Origin of the sequence: Paenibacillus periandrae (assembly GCF_022458865.1) — a bacterium.
GTDB lineage: Bacteria > Bacillota > Bacilli > Paenibacillales > NBRC-103111 > Paenibacillus_S > Paenibacillus_S periandrae.
Genome location: NZ_JAJNMU010000048.1, coordinates 16,052 through 35,343, shown reverse-complemented (window position 1 = coordinate 35,343; position 19,292 = coordinate 16,052). Strand labels below are relative to the sequence as shown.

Below are 19,292 nucleotides of genomic sequence, written 5' to 3'. Positions count from 1 at the left end.
ACTGTGTTATCATGCCCGCACACCGCTGCTGCCACTCTGGTCGAGCCATGCCGGGAGCAGCTTCTTAGTTGTTTCAGCTCTCAACGTAAGCTTTGAGCTATATCCGTAATTTCTTGAATGACAGAATTCATTACTGTCTTTAATTACAAATAAATAGCTCCCCTCTCCTTCAATTGGTGCCATTACATCGCCGTTATTAGACTTAAAGTTCTTGTCATTGAAATTTGACAAGAACTTTATCCCATAAATGACAAGAACTTTATCTCATTCCCGCCGCGTGTTTGTCGTTGATCAACGTATTTACTCAGTGCTTTATTGTCATCTGTTGGATTATCAAAAGCCATTGATAAAAATATTTTTAGACACAACTCAGATGTAATTCCCGACAGACAAAAAAACACCGTCTTTTTTAGACGATGTTTTATCGTTCGAACAACTTCAACTTCACCTCATCATTACACAAATATTCCATTAGGAAATCAGAAAAGCAGTCAACATCTTTTTCATAGGATAAAAAGCGGTGATCCGTATCATTTATAATGTTACGACAAATAAAGCTTCTTCTGTCGAAACACCAAAATAATTTAATGCTTTTTGGTAAATTTGCGGAGAAGGTTTTTCATAACCAATTTCTTCTGAGTTGAAAATTGTTCCATTTGGAAAAAAGGCTTAATTCCTATACCTATTCCTTCTGGATCAATAACCTTTGATTTGTCCGAAACAGTTCGGTAAGGAACCGTTTTACCCTCTTTAATAAGCGTATCAATTGCTTTTACACCAAGTTCAGTTTGAGCCGATGCTTGAAAAAGCCATGCAAAGAGAATTGTATCGTCTCCTGCTCCATTGGTTTAAATCGGAACCTAACCAGAGCCTCCCTCAAGACAAGCTGGAAGCTAGGGCTCTTGTCGTCAGTTGGGGCATATTTGGATCCACCTTGCAATGGAGCAGAGACGCTCAAGTCCGTTCATTGGAATCGATGGTAGAAGACGTTATCGAGGTTGTAACCGTTAATTTGAGCGCTTTTTGGGATCAATCCGATTTGGGATCTATACTGTAAGATAGGGAAAGCCATACCATTGAACGCCTAACTGTAAAAGCTTGCCGTTAAATGATAAGGTTCACCTCGCTGCCTGAAATGGCAAGTTTTAAGGCCATCCTTTTGCTCCGTCTGAACCCGCAACCGGACAAGAACCAGTCATTTGAATTCAATGACCAGGCCCTGGTACTTCAACTCTGTATACAACTTTGACTTTGACTGCTCTTTTAGTTTTGAACCGATGAGCAGCAATTTACCGTTATCCGGGCTCCAAACCATTTGATAAGGTACGATTCCCTTATAGATTTGCTTCATATTCAACACATTGTTGCCGTATATACTGGCGGCATAAACAGCATCGCCGTCCTTTGTATAGACAATAAATTTGCGGTCACTCCTTGACAGGCGGAATTGTCCGATATCGTTCAGCAAAACCGAAAGGACATCATTGCGCTGATCGTAAGCATACAATATTCCGTCCGCCCCAACAAAGGCGATTTGATCTTGATGAATCCATTCTACCCAGTCTTCATTGCTTATAGGATGACGGTATTGGCTGATGAATTCATTTCCCCTCAATTCACCCAATTCCAGCACCGAGTCTTGACCCAATCGCTTGACAATGACTGCGGCTTCGCCACTGTCCGATACATAAACCGAAGAAACGAGTTCGTTCTGTTGCGCAAGCGGAAGAGTGTACCGTCTCGACTTTCCTTCTATCGTATCGTAGACGCTTATTTGAATGGCCTTCTCTACCTCGTTGTCAATTGTATAACAGAGTAAGCGGCCGTTGCTCGACCACGACATCCGCGCATTTAAGAGTTGCTTGTTTTTCGTGGTTTCAATGAGTGTATTTCCGCTGTCACCAAGAGAATGCAAGTTCAATTGCAGTACACTGCCGGACACACTTATATAAGCTACATTTCGCCGATCCGGCGACAAGACGAGGCTGTTCTGGGGATAGGTGAATACGCCTACCTCGGACAATTTCTGTCGAGCGGTATACGGCTCATTCACTCGATCCAAACGGGACCGGGACGGATACTCGGGCGTAAACGCGAGCAGCGCATTGGCATCGATCCATCCAATCGGATATATGCCTTCCCCTTGTCCATCCAGTACGGAATAGATCGTTTGTACCGTAAAAGGCGAAGCTTCTTCGCCGGACGGCTGCTGCACCGCATCATTCAAAATAATGGTCTCCGTCCGCGGCGCTCCCAGGCAGCCGGTCAGCAAAAAGCAAACAGTCGCAAGTAATGCATACAGGCTGGTTCGTCTTTTCATCGTCATCCCCTCTTAAGCTTTCGCGAGCGGAAAGTCCATATCCACATTCGTAAACCCGTTATCGCTTGATATCCGGATGCGACCCCGGTGCTCGTCCACAATACCTTTGCATATACTGAGGCCGAGTCCGATACTTGCCGATTCCGTGTAGGCATGTCCTGCCCGATAATAAGGTTCGAAGATTTTTACCAAATTGTCTGCGCTTATCGTCTCCCCTTGATTGGATACGATCATTCGGATCCGATCGTCCTCCAAGCTGGCAATCGCGATAATTTCGGTGTGCGCGTACGAATATTTGATCGCATTATCCAACAGATTGATAAATAACTGCCGTAGTCGATCCGACTTGCCGCGAACAAAAAGCCCTTTGTCCGCTTCGCAGCGAATGGTCTTCTTGTACCTTTGCGCTTTGATTGCCATCGTGTCGCAAACGTCTAACAAAATTTGCGCCGCGTCCACTGTTATATCCGTATGATGCACTTCCGTCGCCTTAGACCTTTCGAGCAGTTCCAAAACCATAGCATGCAGCCGCTTGCTTTCGTCTACGATATGGTTCACCCCTTTTTGGAAAAGGGCCGGGTCATTGATCCCGTTCTTACGAATGATTTCCGCATATCCCATAATCGTGGTTAACGGTGTTTTAAGTTCGTGGGTGACTTGATCGAAAAATCGTTTCCGATGATGATTCAATTCTTCGAGCCTGTCCCGGTCTTTCTCGATGATCGCAAACTGTTCTTGAAGCTTCTCGACCATACTGCTAAAGTTGACCGCCAGCTGACCGACTTCATCCTTTTGCTTAACCGCGATGCGAACGTGAAAATTCCCATTCATTACCTCTGCGGTAGCTTTCGTCAGCTTGCTTAGAGGAACGGTGATATGCCGCGAGAGGAGATAAGAGAACAGGAACGCGGCGGCAAATACGGCCAGCGCAATCGAAAATATCGTACGCTGCATATAGCCGCTTTGCTCGTAAAGGGGAGTAAAGTCCTTGGCAAAGCGTAAAATACCTACTTTCGTGCCACGGATCACGACTGGATAAGCAAATAATACGGAAGCGTCCCCATTGGACCGCGTAAGAGTATACGCGGTCTTGCCTTGCTGCGCCTGCCGCAAATCCTCTTCACTCGTCGTAAAGACTGCTGGATCAGAAGCGTAGAGCAACTCGCCAGCGAGCGAATACATCGCAACCCTGCTGGAAGCAGCATGCTGCAGCTCCGTAGCCGTCTCTTCGGCTATTTGCCTAAAATAAATCTCATCGCTTGTGAAGTGATGCGTCAGAAAAGATTGCTGGATAAAGCTATTGCTGTTGTTTTTCAAATCCTGGAGCTGATTGTTCACGATGTTTCGATTGCCGGATTCGATATTTACCGTCACCCATTGCTGAAGGATCAGGAAAAACACGCCAAAAATAATGAAAAAACCGATCATAAATTTGGTTCGAATGGTCCGTATCATATTACAAATCCGTTTGACTATTGAATTTGTAGCCGATGCTGAAAACCGTTGTGATCAAATCGCTAATATCCAGCTTTTTGCGCAACCGCTGAATATGCGTATCGACTGTTCTTGTATCCCCGGAGTAAAAGTAACCCCATACGTCATCTAGAAGTTCCGATCGGGTATAAATTTTCCCTCTGTGGGTATACAGCCTGAGGAGAAGGTCGTATTCTTTGGGCGTCAATTCAATTTCCTTACCACCCTTCCTGACCAATCTCTCACTGGTGACAATTTCGATATCCTTAAACCGCAAGACTTGTCCTCCGGCTTCCACAGCCTCCTCTTTACTCCGATCGGCTTGATCGACTCGTCTAAGAATCGTGCGGATTCGGGCATTAACCTCTCTCATATCAAACGGCTTCGTGATGTAATCGTCCGCCCCGAACTCCAGCCCCAATATTTTGTCGGTAATATCCGATTTCGCGGTAATCATCAGAATGGGAATATTATAGGAGGCTGTCACTTTCTTGCAAATGTCCAACCCACTCTGATCGGGTAGCATCCAATCGAGTATAAGCAAATCGGGTTGAAAATCCGCAAGCACCTTCAATCCATCCGTGCCCGTATGAGCTTTCTTCGTATGGTATCCTTCCTCGATTAAACCGTATTCCAATATATCCGCAATGGCGACTTCGTCTTCAATAATGAGTATTCTGGTTTTTTTCATAAGAATTCCTTCTTAAAGAGATATTATATTCATCATTATAACTTAGTATCGTACTCGCTGACCATCTTCGAGAGGCTCGCTACTCTCCAAAATGATGTTTACTTTATCCAAAAAATCACCACTGATTGCAGTTTGTTGTTCGTTTGCACCAGAGACGGTAACGGGTCTTTTGGATGCATAATACACATTTCCGAGCGGTCCGAATGTGCTCTCTAGCGTAAATACATAGGCACCATTCCGATCTTGTCGCACCGCTTTGCTTGAAATAATAAGTGTCTCGTCGCCGACTGTCTTTGTTAATTCCACCTGCACACGATCGCCTTTGTGCAGAGATTCGTCATGAAGACTCACAAGCAGGCGGTTTGTCTCACGTACTGTAGGGGATTCGCCCGAAGAGGTCGAACTTGTTTGGGAGCCGTCGGTCGACATGTCGTGGATATTGGGTGCATTACCTGCTTCGATTATCATAATCTGTCCTTGAACAATACGACTGTTTTTACCGAGTACCCGGACCTTGAGAGGATCACCCTTGGCAAGCGAGGCTGCCAGATCGACCGGCACCTGTATATCGAATCGAAGTCCTTTATCCGTGTAAAAAAGACGAATATCCGACGCTGTAGAAGGGAGACCCTCGATGGCATTCACGGCTGTCACAATGCCGTCAAAAGGAGCCAAGAGCTCTCCTTTGACCAGTTTCTGGGTTTGTAGCATTCGAATCCGTTTCTCCTGCGCGGCAATATCGAGTTTAACATTTTCCAATGCATTCTGGGCCGCGGCGATTGCAGCGGGGTCTTCGCCGCGGGCGACTTGTTTATATTCGTCAAACCGTCTGTTCAAGTCAAGCTTTGTCTTTTTCAGCACGTCTTGTTCCGCATCAATTTGCTGTTCCGCTTCACTGTTGTCGTACTGAACCAAAATTTGCCCTTTACGGACCGTATCTCCTTCTTTCACCAGCACTTTCATCGTTGTTAACCCACCGGGGTTCGATAGATCGACTTCTATCGCGGACCTAAGGGTGGCAGTGCCTTGAAAGGTGAGATCGAGCGTGCCGGAGACAGGTTGTTCCGTTATCACTTTCGGCAGCGTCAATGCGACCAAGGTGTTGCCGAACAAGGTCATAGCGATGAGAAAAGCGAAAAACAAGCCGGCGATCACGGCGATATTGCGCTTGCGTTTTTCCCGTTTTTCGTTTTTTGCCAGAGCTTCCATTACAACCACTCCTACCTTCAACTAGCCCTTGATGCCGGAATGCTCGATGCCTTCGATCAAATACGTTTCGGCGTACAAAAAAAGCAATACCATCGGAGCCATATATAGAACGGAAGCAGCGAAGATGACACCTCGCTCGCCTAGTTGAATTTGCGATAAATATAGCGACAGCGGATACTGGAATTCCTCCTTCAGGAAGATGAGGGGCTGCTCGACCATATTCCAATAATCGACGAACAACAGCACGATCAATGCAGCCAAGCCCGGCTTAACTAAAGGAAGGATGATGCGGATAAATATGGTGAAGTGCCCCGCGCCATCCATTTTGGCAGCTTCCGTATAGACATGCGGAAGATTTGCCATAAACTGGCGCACCATAAAGACGCCGAATGCACCGAAAATCCCCGGAAGGATGATTGCAGCCGATGTATTCATGAGGCTAAGTTTGTCGATCATGATGTAATTCGGAACCAGCGTAACCTGAAACGGCATGAGCATCGTCATCAGATAGATCATGAACAACGTATCGCGCCCTCGGAAAAGAAGCCTGGCAAAGGCGTAAGCAGCCAGCGCGGCAACCGCCGCCTGTCCGGCAACGATCGGAACGACAAATCGCACCGAGTTCCAGAACATCTGAAGAAACTTTGGCGTCGTGATCAGCAGCTTCTTATATTGATCCAGCGTAATCCAGTCCGGAATCAACTTTAAGTTGACGAACGCATCTTTGGCCGAAGCATCGGTCATCTTGCCCACCAAATCGTAATTAAAGCCCATCTCCCTTTCGGTCATCAGCGAGTTCGTTATCGTCAGTATGATCGGCACCATCATGACCATCGCGACAATACCGACGAGAAGAGTAAAGACCAGTGTGGGGAACTTCCGTGTCTCTAGCATGGGCTCCTCTCCTCCCGATTACTCCATATTTTTCTGAAATCTTCGTTCGAACGACAACAGGAAGGATACTAACATCACCATACAGCCAACCATGAGCACAGCGGCAGCCGTTAATTTCTGGATATCGAGCGAGAAAAACATGTTGTTCATATAATGCTGCATCATATAGATGCGGTCATACGGGTATGGACCCGCAAGCAAGTAAATTTCCCGGAACACCTTGAACGAATTGACGATCGACATGAGGATGACGAAGATCATCGTTGGCGTTAAGTAAACGAGCGTAATGCCGGTAAACCGGCGAACCCTGCCTGCGCCTTCGACGAGCGCCGTTTCGTAATAGCTGCGCGGGATCGTCTGAAGTCCCGCGAGGTAGAGTATCATGTTGTATCCGATATTTTTCCATATATAGATCATGGCCACGATGATTATCGATCCATCCGAATTCAGCCAATCGATGCGCGGAAGATGGATACGGTGCAGCCAGGCGTTCAAGGCGCCGTTCCAATCGATGAAAATTTGTGCGATCATCACGATCGATGCGACGGGGACAACAAGAGGCAAGACAATAGCTGTCTGCATTGCGTTCCGCAGCCAAATTTGCTGATTGAGAAAGAGCGCCAGGGTCAGAGATAGCACGATCAGAAGCGGAACGCTAACCCCAGTGAAGAGCAGAGTATTGCTGGCCGCTTTGCGAAAGGAACTGCTCAGCAGCAGTTCCTTATAGTTGCTCACACCGACGAACGTTCCATCGGACACCCGATCGGTGAACGAATAGTAGATGCTCATGGCAAACGGAATCGCAAAGAACAGGGAAAATCCCAACAAACTGGGCGCCAGAAAAGGGATTGCCGTGATTTCGTCTTTACGCAGCCAGGATAAAAAACGACGTTTATTCATTGAGGTAGGTCGTTGCTTTGTTCTGGAGGATTTTCGCCACGGCTTGGGCGGATTTCTGCCCACTGAAGAAGGCCGGTGATTCTTTAAACAAACTTACCCCTATATCCATCTGGGCGATTGGTTTGTTGGCTTGCAAAAGAATGGATTCCAATTCCTGCAGATCCTCTTTCGTCACCCGAATCTTGCCATTGTTCGTAACCGTAGGTACTTCGCCCGCCTGCAGCAGCTTGTCTGTTTTTGCTTCATAAACCCTTCTGGAGATCGGAAACGTCCCATTGTACCCTTGCCCTTCATAAGTAAGACCATCCGGTCCCCAACTCGAAGCAGCGCTCGCTTCTCCCGACATCAGGAATTTGAGAAAGTCCCACGCTTCCGATTGTAAGGAAGATTTCGAGTTGATGGCGATATTTGTAAGCGGAGAGAAGTATCCTCCGGGCTGCTGGCCTTCTGCCTTTGGTTTTTCATATAACTTGGGCTTATTTCCCCCATTCTCTTTCATATCCGCTGTATATAGAAAATAATGATAAGGGGTCAGCAGCTCTGTTTCTGTAAAATAAGCTTTGCTCTCTCTTAGATTGGAGACAAACGAAACAACCTTTTCGGCTTCCATCGTCTTGATCTGCTCCAGCATTTGAATGAAGAAATCGGAATCGAAATGGGCCTTGCGGTTTACACGATCCATAAGCAGAGGGTAGCTGGTACTAGCCATATCTGACAACATAACTTGCGGTGCTTTTGTAACAAGCGCGTACTTGTTGCCACCCAATTTTGATAGCGCCTTTCCTGTGTCGATGAATTGATTCCAGGTCCAGGTTTTGTCGTCGAATTTCACGCCCGACTTCTCCAATGCCTCCTGATCTCCCATCCATGCGGACAAGGAGAACGATAACGGCACGGTATACAAACCGCCGTCGCTTTCTTTCAAGTTGTCCAATATGTTCTGGAAATATTGCTCTTTGTGAAATTCTGGGTCGCCGCTCATCATCCGGCTCACATCCGTAAGCAAACCTTTGCCGACATATTTGCTTGAGGGCAAGTTATCCATCACGATTATGTCGGGGCCTTCGCCCTTCAGAAAATCCGCAATCAAGGTTGATTGAAATTTTTCCTGCTTCACTCCGGAAACATCTTCGCTCCCATTTTTAATGGTGTATCTCAAATCGATCTTGATATTCGGGTGTTTTTTCTCGTACGCTTTCTTCGCATCCTGAAGGTAGGGGTCGTTTTTATACATGATGAAAACAAGGGTGCTCTGTTTGTTAGGATCCGGTGTAGGCAAAGCGGCCTGGTGTTCCGGATTTGCCGGAGCATCCGTTTGCGTTCCCTGCAAGCCCTGTACTCCAGTTCCGCTGCTTGCCCCCTCTTTGTTGTTGCCGCTGCATCCGGCCATCACAACGATAAGCAGGCAGCCTATCAGGACAATCATCATTCTTCTCATTTTTTTCATCGTGATTTTTTCCTCCCTTGGTATATCTGATATGTACTCTTTCGAGTATAGAGGATACATGTCAATACGAGCCGTCTAACTTGTAAACAAAATGTCTCAGCGAGCAGAACTTTTGATAACTCCTTGATACCTATGATATTGCGACGCTCATATTGCCCTTATAATACTTTTTCAATCGGAGCCATAATCGCTTATCACTTTCATTTTCGCAAGTTTCTGGCGGGCACGGAACAACCGTGATTTCACGGCTACTTCAGTGACACCGAGCACGTCGGCCATTTCTTTCATCGAAAGTTGATGATGAGCGAACAGGATGATGGCTTCCCGATATTTCGCCGGCAGCTTGAAGACCATGGCCCACAGGTCATTCAAGGCCCATTTTTCCAGCGCTTCCTGTTCGACCGATCTCCCCCCGTCCGGCTCCTCCAGCCAGTCGAACAGCGTGACCTTCCGGAAGAAAGGTGAACGCTGAAAATCGATAGTCGTGTTGCGTGTGATGGTGAACAGCCAGGTCTTAAAGGAGGAACCCCTCCGAAACGAATCGAGATGGAGGTACACCTTGATGAACACTTCTTGGGTGATGTCGTCCGCAATGTCCCTTTTGCGGGTTATGCTGAAGACGTAATTCCAAACTTCCTTGCCGTAGGCGGTCATCAAATCCTCCAGCAGCGCTTTCGATTCGTCGGTCTCGACCCTGTATTTCAAATAATCAAAATTCGTCTTGGAGTTCAAAATCTTGCACCTCGATCGTCTTCCATCGTCTTGATCTGCTCCAGTATGTTAATGGAGAAATAAAAATCATAATGGCTCTGCGGTTTTTACGATCCACAAACAGAGGGTAGCTTGTCTGTCCTGAACATATCGGACAACCAAATTTTTCAGATCGTATATTTCATCCCTTGATAGGTCTGAATTTGCACTCTTTGAGTATAGAGGACACTTGTCAATAAGAGCCGTCTAGCTTGTAAACAAAATGTCTCAATATCTTTTCAATGTTGTCCGGACTTACTCTAGAAAACGGATCATCTACAATATCCATAATTCATACATAAGAAGTGTATCACTTCCGGTTTATTTCATGGCGCAACGCTTGATAGCCTCATCTAGTACCGATTGGATCGTATGTCCCCCAGGTATCGGTGCAAATGCTGTTCCGCGGCCGTGCAATCTCGCTAACTGCCATTCACTCCCGGAACAGCCTCGTACAATTCCATACTGCCCTAGTTTTTACATGATTTTGGAAATAATCGATTGTTATCCAATATCGAAAGACAAAGCTTCAAGCGTACATTATATTTTTTAAACAAAACAGTAAGCGGTTGATCATATTAGTGATCATCCGCTTACTTCTGTTTGTTATTACTCTCCGGACTTCGTTGTCATTAAATTATACAGCTTCGTGTTCCGCGGGAACTTGTCGGTAAACGGCACAAGTGAACTACCCACCTTCCCATTCCCGTCAGGCAGCAAATCATCCACATTTTGCGTAATCCCCGTAAAAAGGCGCGCTTCCAAAGCGTGAACAGAAAGCTAGCGCTTTATTCGTGCTGGAGCAGACGATAGATTTCATCGATAAGGATAAACGTATTCTTGCTTATGGCGCGATTTTGTGTAATCCGATTTAAAATGTTGTCGAGTACGACCAGCATACCGATAGGGAGAAACTGCTTGCCCAGGTCGAGAATATCTTAGCAAATGAGGCGATTGTGGACGTTGACGTTAGTCAATTGGGCAAACGTATTCAAACTGCCGGAAGTAAACAATTCACTGGCCAACGCGATGTCATGCGCCTCCGGTTCTGCCTCTTTGAGCAGTTCAGCGCGAAAATCTTGCAATGTCGAAGGCCGTCCCTTATAGTTGCTCTGCTAATACTTGTGGCACACAGCGGCGGTACAGCGGTCGATGAGTGACTTCTCCTTGGCTCCGAGCTTGATCGGTTCATACGTGTTCTCATAGGGAATCTGTAGTCGTATTCACCGCATAGCCCCTTCCACTCGCCACTCTCATCCGGCTGCAGTCTTCCCTCTAAAACGTCCATGTTAAATTGGTAATATGACGATAAATTAAGTGATCGGTTAAACCGGAAATCATATACTCGCTTTAAAGGTCGGCCGATATAGGAGCGATCGCCATTATCGATCCCCCCATTTTCCAAATATCCCACCACTAGTACCACGCTTCCTCCCTCTATGGACATCGAAGAGGAGCTGTCATGCAGCGGTCTAGTCGTTAAATACCGATTCGGCTAGGGATTTTATCATCCACTAAAAGTTCTTGGATAACGAGAACGCGATGCCCCTCCCCCGTTGTGTTGTCGGGAATGGGATAAAGTTCTTGTCATTGAAATTTGACAAGAACTTTATCCCATAACACAAAAAAGCCACGATTTACGTGGCACTTAATGAGATAATGTTCTTGTCAACCGACAGTTTTTTTATCGGAGCACGATAGCGCAATTCCTTGACACCTTGGTTTGCTGCAGACGTTTGGCTACTCACCTGCTGGCCTTCCTACGTCCTGCAGCACGAGATCCCCGCAGCCGTCTTCCGGAGGAACTATCGGTGAGATCCTGATTGCTACATACTATTGGCCACTCAGCTACTGGCCAGCGTTTCCTGGTCGTTTGCTGGCCTCCCTACGTCCTGCAGCGCGAGATCCCCGCAGCCATCTTCCGGAGAACTACCAGTGAGCTCCTGGTCTCCTCGTTTGCTGCAGACCGTTAGCCCTCAGCTGCTGGCCATCGTTTCCTTGCTGCTTGCAGGTATTTCTACGACATACTGCGCGAGATCCGTGCAGCAATCTTACAGAGAAATACCAGTGTGTCCTGGTCTCCTGGCTTGCTGCACGTATAGCCACTCAGCTGCTGGCCATCAATTCTTTGTTGCCTGGTGGACTTCCTATAACCAGCAGCGCGAGATCTCCGCGGCCGTCTTCCGGAGGAACTACCGGTGAGCTCCATCACTCCAGATATGCTGAATGCTGCAGGTATTTGCTACCTGAAAGGTCTGCTGGCCTTTAGTATCGAGCTGCTACGCGAGTGCCGCGCGTTTAAAAGGAATCAAGTATAACTCCCAATACGCAAAAAAAGAGCCTTAGAAGTGAAGTTCTAGAGGGCTCTTTTTGTGACTATATTCTCGATCTGAAAAAATCGGCTTTGCATCAATGAATGTATTACAAAATCTGTATGCAGCTTCAGTTTGAGGACATGAGAGTCATAAATAATAGGTGTTCGATAGGGGCATATCTGAAATCATAAAGCTTGCCAAGGAGCAGCAGGCTTCAGACGTTTCTACTATGGTAGCGATACGGCGAATCGGACCATAAGTGTGCACCATTTGAACTCATTTCAAAGGTTTCGCGTTATTGTTCTAGTAGTTCATGAAACCATTTCAAGTTTAATTCATGGTGTGCCCTTACATTTTTCATCATGGATTTTGCGGTATCGTAGATAATATCTTTTTTGGAATTTAGCACAAAATCAATTTCTTCAATTTTTTTCTGTGTTTTTTCAATTTGTACAGATATGGCTCTTTTATATTGTTCTGGATCATATTGATGTGCAAACAATGTTGTCATATAAAAGGTTAAAGTAAAGTCATCGGTTTTAATGGAATACTTCTCCATTAAAGCATCGAAGTAATCGTTTCCTTCTTCTGTAATTTCGTAGATATGTTGTTCGGGATAGTTGTTTATGCTAACGACTTCAACAAGCCTTACAAAGCCCTCATTAGCTAATTTTTGCAGGTTATAATACAAAGATCCCTTCGTAACATGTACGAGGTACCTATAATTTCGCTCCTTAAATATATTTAGCAACTCATAAGCGCTTGATTGCCCACAATCCTTCAATAAGCCAAGTATCAATAAGGGTATAATCGTGAATTCCTCTTTCTGTTTAAAATTTGAAATCATTTAAATGCTCAGAAACCCATTCTCTGTACGTAAGAGGTTCCCGCCCAATAATAGTCAGGATCGTATTTGTAAGGCTCAGGTCGCGCTTTAAAGTGTACTCCCAGTCTTGGATTCTAAGGTTAATATATTCTTCATCGATGTAATTTTTCATGTATGAATGAAATTCATTGATGGTTTGCTCCTCAAAGCCAATCTGTTGTCCCAGTTGCTTTGAAATTTCTGACAATATGTTCAGTTGGCTAAGAATATTCGCTCCTGTAAGCGTCAATACTTGACCTGAAAACTTGGTAAAGTCGGTTAAAACAACACTAGTCACTTCGGCAATATCTGTTTCATGCACACTTGCCAATTTTGCATCTAAGGCTGGCCACTTTATAGTGCCCTTATTGTACCTAAAAAGATCTCTCCAGTAAATGGCATTATGCATAAATGCCTCGGCTCTGATAAAAACATAGTTAAAACCAAACGCTTTGATTTGATCTTCAACCTCTTTATGTTTTTTTGCATTATCATTGTGATTTGAATCGGAACGATTGATCGAAGCTGAAGATAAGAACACGATATTTTGAACTCCATTTGTTTTTGCCGCCTGTAAAATTTCTTCGGCATCGTCCAAGAGAATTAAGAATAGTGTGTCAACATCACCCAAGCCTTTTGACCAGGCAGAGCAATCTTTAATATCGCCAGCGACGATGCTCATTTTATCTGTTTTGTCTTTCAACAGTTTTTCCGGAGTCCGAGTGAGCACTTTAAATTCCACATCTTTTTCATTAAGGAATTTGACGACCTGATTTCCGACGGTTCCAGTTGCTCCTGTAATAAATAACATAAACATGACCTCTTTTCTTGAAAATATAGTTTAATTAGACTATTTAAAATTATAGTCTAATTAAACTATATTTTCAAGTTTTTGAATCCGTGATGACTTAATCGTAGAGATTTTACTGCAATTTGGACTGAGATCCTCGCGACCGTTTTCGGATATTTTCACACGTTTTCATCGCTTCATGGTTGCCTGCTGGCCTTCCTTCGACCTGCAGCGCGAGATCCGCACGACCGTCTTCCAGATATCCTCGCACGGTCACAATCATATTTTTTCATTCGTGTTTACCTATACGTATGTGTATTTGATCACCGGGTCGAACAGGTCAACGGGAAGCGCGCGGCGTTTGGATTGTCTCAACTTGTCCAAGCACAGGTTGGAGGCAATCCGATAGACCCAAGTTTTGAACGAGGAATCCTGTCTGAACGTGCTCCAGCTCTGCCAGACCCGAATACTCGTCTCCTGAACGGCATCGTCCATGGAGCCTAGCATTCGGTAACAGAACGAGGTTAAGCCTGGCTTTAAGCTTGCAAATAATGGTTCGTCAAATGCGGTCTTGTTCATCGCGTCGCACAAAAAAACCGCTGGTAATTTTATTAGCCAGCGGGCTTACAATCCATTAGAGACTCTGTGTGATCTCGCTTAGTAATCCGCAAATCAGCTTTGCGGATTCCGCACGAGTTCCACCATCTTTTGGTACAAAATGAGTTTCTGTTCTTCCTGATATTAAATGAGCAGCTACCATGATAGCGGATTGTGTATAAGCCCAATCAGAGATGTCAGTAGAATCGTTAAACTTCGAAAGTATATAAGCAGCTTTGTCTTCTGCAATAGAAAATGAAGGTTTATACTTGACCAGAACACGAGCCAGTATCGTTGCCATTTCTTGACGAGTAACTAAAGCTCCTGGATCGAATTTCTTTTCTGCTACCCCTTCAACAATGCCGTATTTAACCGCGATATTAACAACTGAACTAAACCAGTTATCCGTAGTAACGTCATTAAAAACTTCATCCGCATATTCTGCCTGTAAATCTAAAGCTCTGATGACCATAGCAGTAAATTCAGCTCTAGTCACCTGTGATTCAGGGTAAAACAATGTATCCGTTTGCCCATTAACTACATTTAGTGTCAACAATTTTTCAATGCATTCGCGGCACCAGTGGTCCGCGATATCACTGAATTTCCCTTGTGTTGGAAGTACTTCAGTGAAAGGAATTAAACCGACTGACCAACCGTACCCTTTATCTCCAGCAGGAGATGCATTTGGATCATAAATAGGTACGTCTACTTTGGCAGTGTTAGGAGCAGAAATGCCGCCGCCGCTACCGCCACCGTAAGAACCGCCAAAGCTTCCTCCAGATCCACCATTACCATTACCATTACTCGTTCCGGTATCAGGTGCTCCGATTTCGGGTGTTCCAGTACCAGGAGGTGTCGTCGCACCTTCAGTTACAGTAGTATTTACATCGATTTCTGGAGTTACTGATGTTGAACCATCAGGATTTGTAACAACAGCTTTGATTTTGTAAGAATAATCACCTGCATCCAAGCCTTCCTCATAAAAAGGAATCTTGTTGCCTTTCATTGATACGTTACCCAAATCTTTCTTTTCGCCAGTAACAGCATTATCGTAAGTTACATGGTATGTCCCATCTGGGTTTTTAATGAAAGCCCAGTGAGGATTACGATTTAAGTGATATTCAGATGCATTTTCTATAACGTCAAATTCGAAGTAAACTTTACCTTTTGCAATAATCGGTTCAGATACAGTCATAAGAGGGGCCGCTGGAGTTTGAACACGCAAGTAAACAGCTTCACTTACCCCATAAGCATTCTTTGCAGTTAAAGCATAGTCATAATAAGTTATTTCTGTAACTGTACGATCCTTGAATACCGTAAGATTACTTTCATACACTTTTTGCGCAACATTACGCATTACAGTATAAGTAAGAGCTTTGTGCACCAAATCCCACTGAAGACCCACAGAATCGAAGTATACCCCCGATGTGGAGAAACCAGAAGGCTTAGCCGGAGCACTGCCTAGAGTGTGTACAACTATGGTCAACGGTATCGAGTTGCCTACAGAATTCTTAGCAACTAAAGTGTAAGTGTGGTCAGTGTCTTCTGTTAATTGTGAGTCCTCGAAGTAGGTTACACCAGTTACCGTCGAAGGTGATCCACTAACTCTTGTTACTTCGTAAGAATCGGAATTAGCAATGGCATTCCAAGTTAACTTCACAGAGGTTTTTGTAACATTGGTTGCTTTAAAGTCAATAACCGGTGGGTTACTAACATCTGGTAGCGGAGAAACAACATCGCCACGTGTAATCTTGAAATTGTAATTCTTGACTGTTCCATCCTGTGCTTTAACTGAAACAACAACTACATTCAATCCTGGCTGTAAAGGTAATGGACCGAAAGAAACACCGCTTGTAGCTGGAATATTATTGATTTTAATTGATGCATTATCATTCTCTTTGAATGCCAAGATCGACTACGTGGAATCTGTCTGCGGTACTGATGTTGAATATTCGGTAATTGAAGGACTAAACACAGGATTCAATTGGGCTGATCCCATAAATACAGACAACAGATTCTTGTTTGGTGACAAACCAGCTCTCTTTACGTTTACTATGTAGGTTTTCTTTGTACCATCTTGAGCAGTAACTTCAATGCTAAAGATGTTATCGCCTATGGATAATGGTAAATAACCAGATGCAATATTCTGGTAGACTGGTATCCCATTAATCTCGATATTAGAATAAATACTGTAAGACCCGACGGTTATTCTTGTATTCATAACTCCTGTAGGAACATCTGCAGTATAAGTCAAAGTGTTTTTATTGAACGGTTCGTTTAGGGAAGTGCCCTCAACAACAATAGAAGACAGATCTTTAACAGTGTTCAATACTTTATTAATAGTTACTGAGTAGTTTTTAACCGCACCTGAAGGAGCCGTAACAGTCAAGACAAAAGTATTAGCACCTCCTGTAAGTGTTATGATTTGCGAATCTACCCCAGATGCTATGATATTTCCATTTAACTTTATTGTTGATCCTGAATCTTCCGCGGTTGCTTTGATCTTAATAGAATTTAAAGATACATCATTAGCTGAAGAGTAATTTAGGATATTCTTACTAAACGCCTTGTCTAAGGTTACGCCACTTACCACGATGTTAGACAGATAATTGTTTTCTGATAAAGGTGTTCCTCCTGTGCCACCCCCAGAACCATTGCCCCCATTACCACCTGTACTTGAACCAGGAACTGTTTGTCCTACAGCTGCCGTAGTCCCCACGCCGTAAGTCGGGTTACTTTCAATACTGCCTGTAAATGCTTTTACACTGTACGTGTAAGCCGTGCTGGCTGGAAGTCCGGTATCGACTAAATTTGTGTCAGTACCTGTATAAACCAGCGTATCCTCCCTATAAGCTCTATAACCGCTAGCTCCGGCTACACTACTCCAAGACATGGATATGGTGTCGTCTGTCCCTGATGTCTGGTACAAGGCTAAGGGACTACTTACAGCTATCACACCACCAATAACATAAGGACTTCCTACGGATCCATTACCGGAAGAAATTACAGATCCGGATTTAACATACAGCGTTGGTCTAACCTGAGCAGCTGACGAATAGGATTGATTTCCCGTTGTTGAATCCGTTGCTATCGTCATAATATTTGAACCAACAGTAGCCGTCGATGGATTCAATAACCACTGTGGCATTGTTCCGACGAAAGGAAGATTCCAAATCTTTTTAAACTCTTGGCTACTTAATAGGCCAATATTGGCTCCAATTGTTGTGATAGCAGTCGTGCTATTATCTGGATATATCGTCCACATTTTATATTGAACATAGGATTTATCCTGCTCACTAAATGTGTTGTATAAAGTATTGTTCAGATAGTATGCTACACTTCCAGTATTAGCCACATCAAAAGATGCGCCATATGCCGTACTTGTTAGTACGTCCTTGCTAATAAGATAATTGGGACCAACAACGTTCCATAGTCTACCACCTAGTAAAACGCAGTCCCCTATGTTTACCAACTTATTTCCCAAAGCTACCGGTACGTTTGGAGGCACTAAAGTTAGCTGTTTGCCTGGACCGTCACCAAATTTATTGAATGGTATAATTTCGAACGTATCTTGATCTTTAAAATCAGCCAAAGTATACGCATAATTCCATTGACCGGATGCCCCCCCACTCGGTAGCGATGTTCCACTCCAAGTAGCAATAAGTGATCCATTACGTTTAAGTTTATAACCATCCGTACCTTTCACATGACCCCACGATAAAGCAACCGAATTGGACTTTAGAGTAGGTCTTGAATAAGTGAAAGTCTTAGGTTGTTCAGGAACAGTTGTAGGAAACGCAGTGGATAACAAATTAGTTCCGTCGATCTTTATTAATGCTCCTGTTAAACTATCATTCGTATATGAGGTCTTAAGATTACTAGAAGCCTTACCTCCAAACCCAAGTCCAGGAGCAAGTAAAACTCTGTTTCCATTGCTAAGGTCATATAGGTAATTGATTGGAACACCCAATACAAAATAGCGTCCATCATCCGAAAAATATCCATTATAGTAATTGAGCCTGGCCAAGTCTATATCAGCACCGAGATTTAATGTAGTATTCGCATTCGTTGTTGAGTCGTAAACATTATAATTGTAGGCTGTAGTTGGCGTTGTGGTTGTCAAAGAATAAAATAACCTATTTCCATCTATTGATGACTTGATCAAATACAAGGAATCACTACCACTGGGTACTGTAATGTTATGCATAGTGGTTAAACCAGAACCCGCGTTCCACCTCTTTAGTTTAAATATCCATGGTGAAGCATTAGTTCTCGCAACAAATATTAAATCTCCGTTATCGCTCATTAAAAAACTCTGAATGGTTTCCCCTGCCACAGTAAAATTGGGGGATACTTGTGTTTGTGTAGCAGTGTCAACAACCTTTAAACTGTTTGCTGCAGCCAAGGAATAAGCTACTTTAGAACCATCTTTATTCAGTTTAAAACTTGCATTAGGTATGGTATCACCAGTAGCACTAACCCGAATAGGACTCGAGCTGCCAACATCTATCATCCATATCTGACTGGAGGTGTTGTATGCTATCTTAGTACCGTCACCAGAGACTGTAGCCCCATTAACAGAACTAAAAGCATTTTTAACAACCAAATTAGTATCTGCTTTATAGTAGCTGAAAGTGGATGCAAACGGTAATACAATAACATTACCATCAGAACTTACACTTGTTGCCGTAGATAAAGAAAAACCACTGTCAGTAACTTGCGTAGCGTTTATGTGACTCCAATCTGAATTATTAATCCACTCCATAGATGTAGGCAATGCAGCCTCCGCTTTACGGGAAGGCATGACGCCTAAAACTATAGATACAATCAGCACAAAAGATAAAACTAAGGACATGATCCGTTTAATAGATTTCAAAATTGTAACCTCCTGCAAGATGGTTGTTAGTAAGTTAAAAATAAAGTGTTAACTGCGTTGTTTGATTTTTTTCAATAATTATTAAGTCAAGTATAGGACTCTCCTTCCTTACTCCATATTGGGACTAAAATCTCCCACCTTTATTAAATTGACAACATATTAAAA

17 protein-coding genes are annotated in these 19,292 nt (G+C 44.1%); 2 read left to right on the top strand and 15 right to left on the bottom strand.

All coding sequences use genetic code 11. The features are described from left to right. The first annotated feature begins 766 nt into the window (after window positions 1–766). Window positions 767–1,057, top strand: a complete 291-nt coding sequence (locus tag LRL21_RS42920; protein ID WP_240421882.1) for a hypothetical protein — start codon at window positions 767–769, stop codon at window positions 1,055–1,057. A gap of 138 nt (window positions 1,058–1,195) precedes the next feature. Here the strand turns inward: LRL21_RS42920 and LRL21_RS42915 are convergent, their stop codons facing one another. The 9 genes from LRL21_RS42915 to LRL21_RS47415 all read right to left on the bottom strand — a co-directional run bounded on the left by LRL21_RS42915 (window position 1,196) and on the right by LRL21_RS47415 (window position 10,449). After that, window positions 1,196–2,320: a hypothetical protein gene (locus tag LRL21_RS42915; RefSeq protein ID WP_240421881.1), complete on the bottom strand. Its 1,125-nt coding sequence runs from the start codon at window positions 2,318–2,320 to the stop codon at window positions 1,196–1,198. Window positions 2,321–2,332: 12 nt separating this feature from the next. Next, window positions 2,333–3,775: a HAMP domain-containing sensor histidine kinase gene (locus LRL21_RS42910; protein ID WP_240421880.1), complete on the bottom strand. Its 1,443-nt coding sequence runs from the start codon at window positions 3,773–3,775 to the stop codon at window positions 2,333–2,335. Between the two features lies 1 nt (window position 3,776). Beyond that, window positions 3,777–4,484, bottom strand: coding sequence for a response regulator transcription factor (locus LRL21_RS42905; protein ID WP_240421879.1), 708 nt, complete (start codon window positions 4,482–4,484; stop codon window positions 3,777–3,779). A 42-nt stretch (window positions 4,485–4,526) separates the two neighbouring features. Next, window positions 4,527–5,693, bottom strand: a complete 1,167-nt coding sequence (locus tag LRL21_RS42900) for an efflux RND transporter periplasmic adaptor subunit (RefSeq protein WP_240421878.1) — start codon at window positions 5,691–5,693, stop codon at window positions 4,527–4,529. Between the two features lie 21 nt (window positions 5,694–5,714). After that, entirely contained in the window at window positions 5,715–6,587 is an 873-nt protein-coding gene (locus LRL21_RS42895) for a carbohydrate ABC transporter permease (protein WP_240421877.1), read from the bottom strand. Window positions 6,588–6,605: 18 nt separating this feature from the next. Beyond that, a complete protein-coding gene (locus tag LRL21_RS42890) occupies window positions 6,606–7,487 on the bottom strand; it encodes a carbohydrate ABC transporter permease (RefSeq protein ID WP_240421876.1) in 882 nt (293 codons plus the stop codon). Then, window positions 7,480–8,934: an ABC transporter substrate-binding protein gene (locus LRL21_RS42885; RefSeq protein ID WP_240421875.1), complete on the bottom strand. Its 1,455-nt coding sequence runs from the start codon at window positions 8,932–8,934 to the stop codon at window positions 7,480–7,482. Before LRL21_RS42885 ends, LRL21_RS42890 begins: the two co-directional genes overlap by 8 nt. A gap of 171 nt (window positions 8,935–9,105) precedes the next feature. Further along, complete coding sequence (locus LRL21_RS42880; RefSeq protein WP_240421874.1) at window positions 9,106–9,666, bottom strand: RNA polymerase sigma factor; 561 nt, start codon at window positions 9,664–9,666, stop codon at window positions 9,106–9,108. A 627-nt stretch (window positions 9,667–10,293) separates the two neighbouring features. Continuing rightward, complete coding sequence (locus LRL21_RS47415) at window positions 10,294–10,449, bottom strand: hypothetical protein (RefSeq protein ID WP_240421873.1); 156 nt, start codon at window positions 10,447–10,449, stop codon at window positions 10,294–10,296. Between the two features lie 1,170 nt (window positions 10,450–11,619). Here LRL21_RS47415 and LRL21_RS42870 point away from each other — a divergent pair. Continuing rightward, complete coding sequence (locus LRL21_RS42870) at window positions 11,620–11,886, top strand: hypothetical protein (protein ID WP_240421872.1); 267 nt, start codon at window positions 11,620–11,622, stop codon at window positions 11,884–11,886. A 408-nt stretch (window positions 11,887–12,294) separates the two neighbouring features. Here LRL21_RS42870 and LRL21_RS42865 read toward each other — a convergent pair whose 3' ends face one another. The 6 genes from LRL21_RS42865 to LRL21_RS42840 form a co-directional block, all read right to left on the bottom strand. Beyond that, a complete protein-coding gene (locus LRL21_RS42865; protein ID WP_240421871.1) occupies window positions 12,295–12,846 on the bottom strand; it encodes a PadR family transcriptional regulator in 552 nt (183 codons plus the stop codon). Next, window positions 12,830–13,675 (bottom strand): NmrA family NAD(P)-binding protein, encoded by an 846-nt coding sequence (locus tag LRL21_RS42860; RefSeq protein ID WP_240421870.1) that lies wholly within the window; start codon window positions 13,673–13,675, stop codon window positions 12,830–12,832. Before LRL21_RS42860 ends, LRL21_RS42865 begins: the two co-directional genes overlap by 17 nt. A 112-nt stretch (window positions 13,676–13,787) precedes the next feature. After that, window positions 13,788–13,937 (bottom strand): hypothetical protein, encoded by a 150-nt coding sequence (locus LRL21_RS42855; protein ID WP_240421869.1) that lies wholly within the window; start codon window positions 13,935–13,937, stop codon window positions 13,788–13,790. Window positions 13,938–13,957: 20 nt separating this feature from the next. Continuing rightward, the gene (locus tag LRL21_RS42850) at window positions 13,958–14,233 is read right to left on the bottom strand and encodes a sigma-70 family RNA polymerase sigma factor (RefSeq protein ID WP_240421868.1); all 276 of its coding nucleotides are present in this window, start codon (window positions 14,231–14,233) and stop codon (window positions 13,958–13,960) included. A 55-nt stretch (window positions 14,234–14,288) separates the two neighbouring features. Next, on the bottom strand, window positions 14,289–16,160 hold the full coding sequence (locus LRL21_RS42845) for an S-layer homology domain-containing protein (protein WP_240421867.1): 1,872 nt from the start codon (window positions 16,158–16,160) through the stop codon (window positions 14,289–14,291). A 6-nt stretch (window positions 16,161–16,166) separates the two neighbouring features. Then, a complete protein-coding gene (locus LRL21_RS42840) occupies window positions 16,167–19,127 on the bottom strand; it encodes a cadherin-like beta sandwich domain-containing protein (RefSeq protein ID WP_240421866.1) in 2,961 nt (986 codons plus the stop codon). Window positions 19,128–19,292 lie beyond the last annotated feature (165 nt).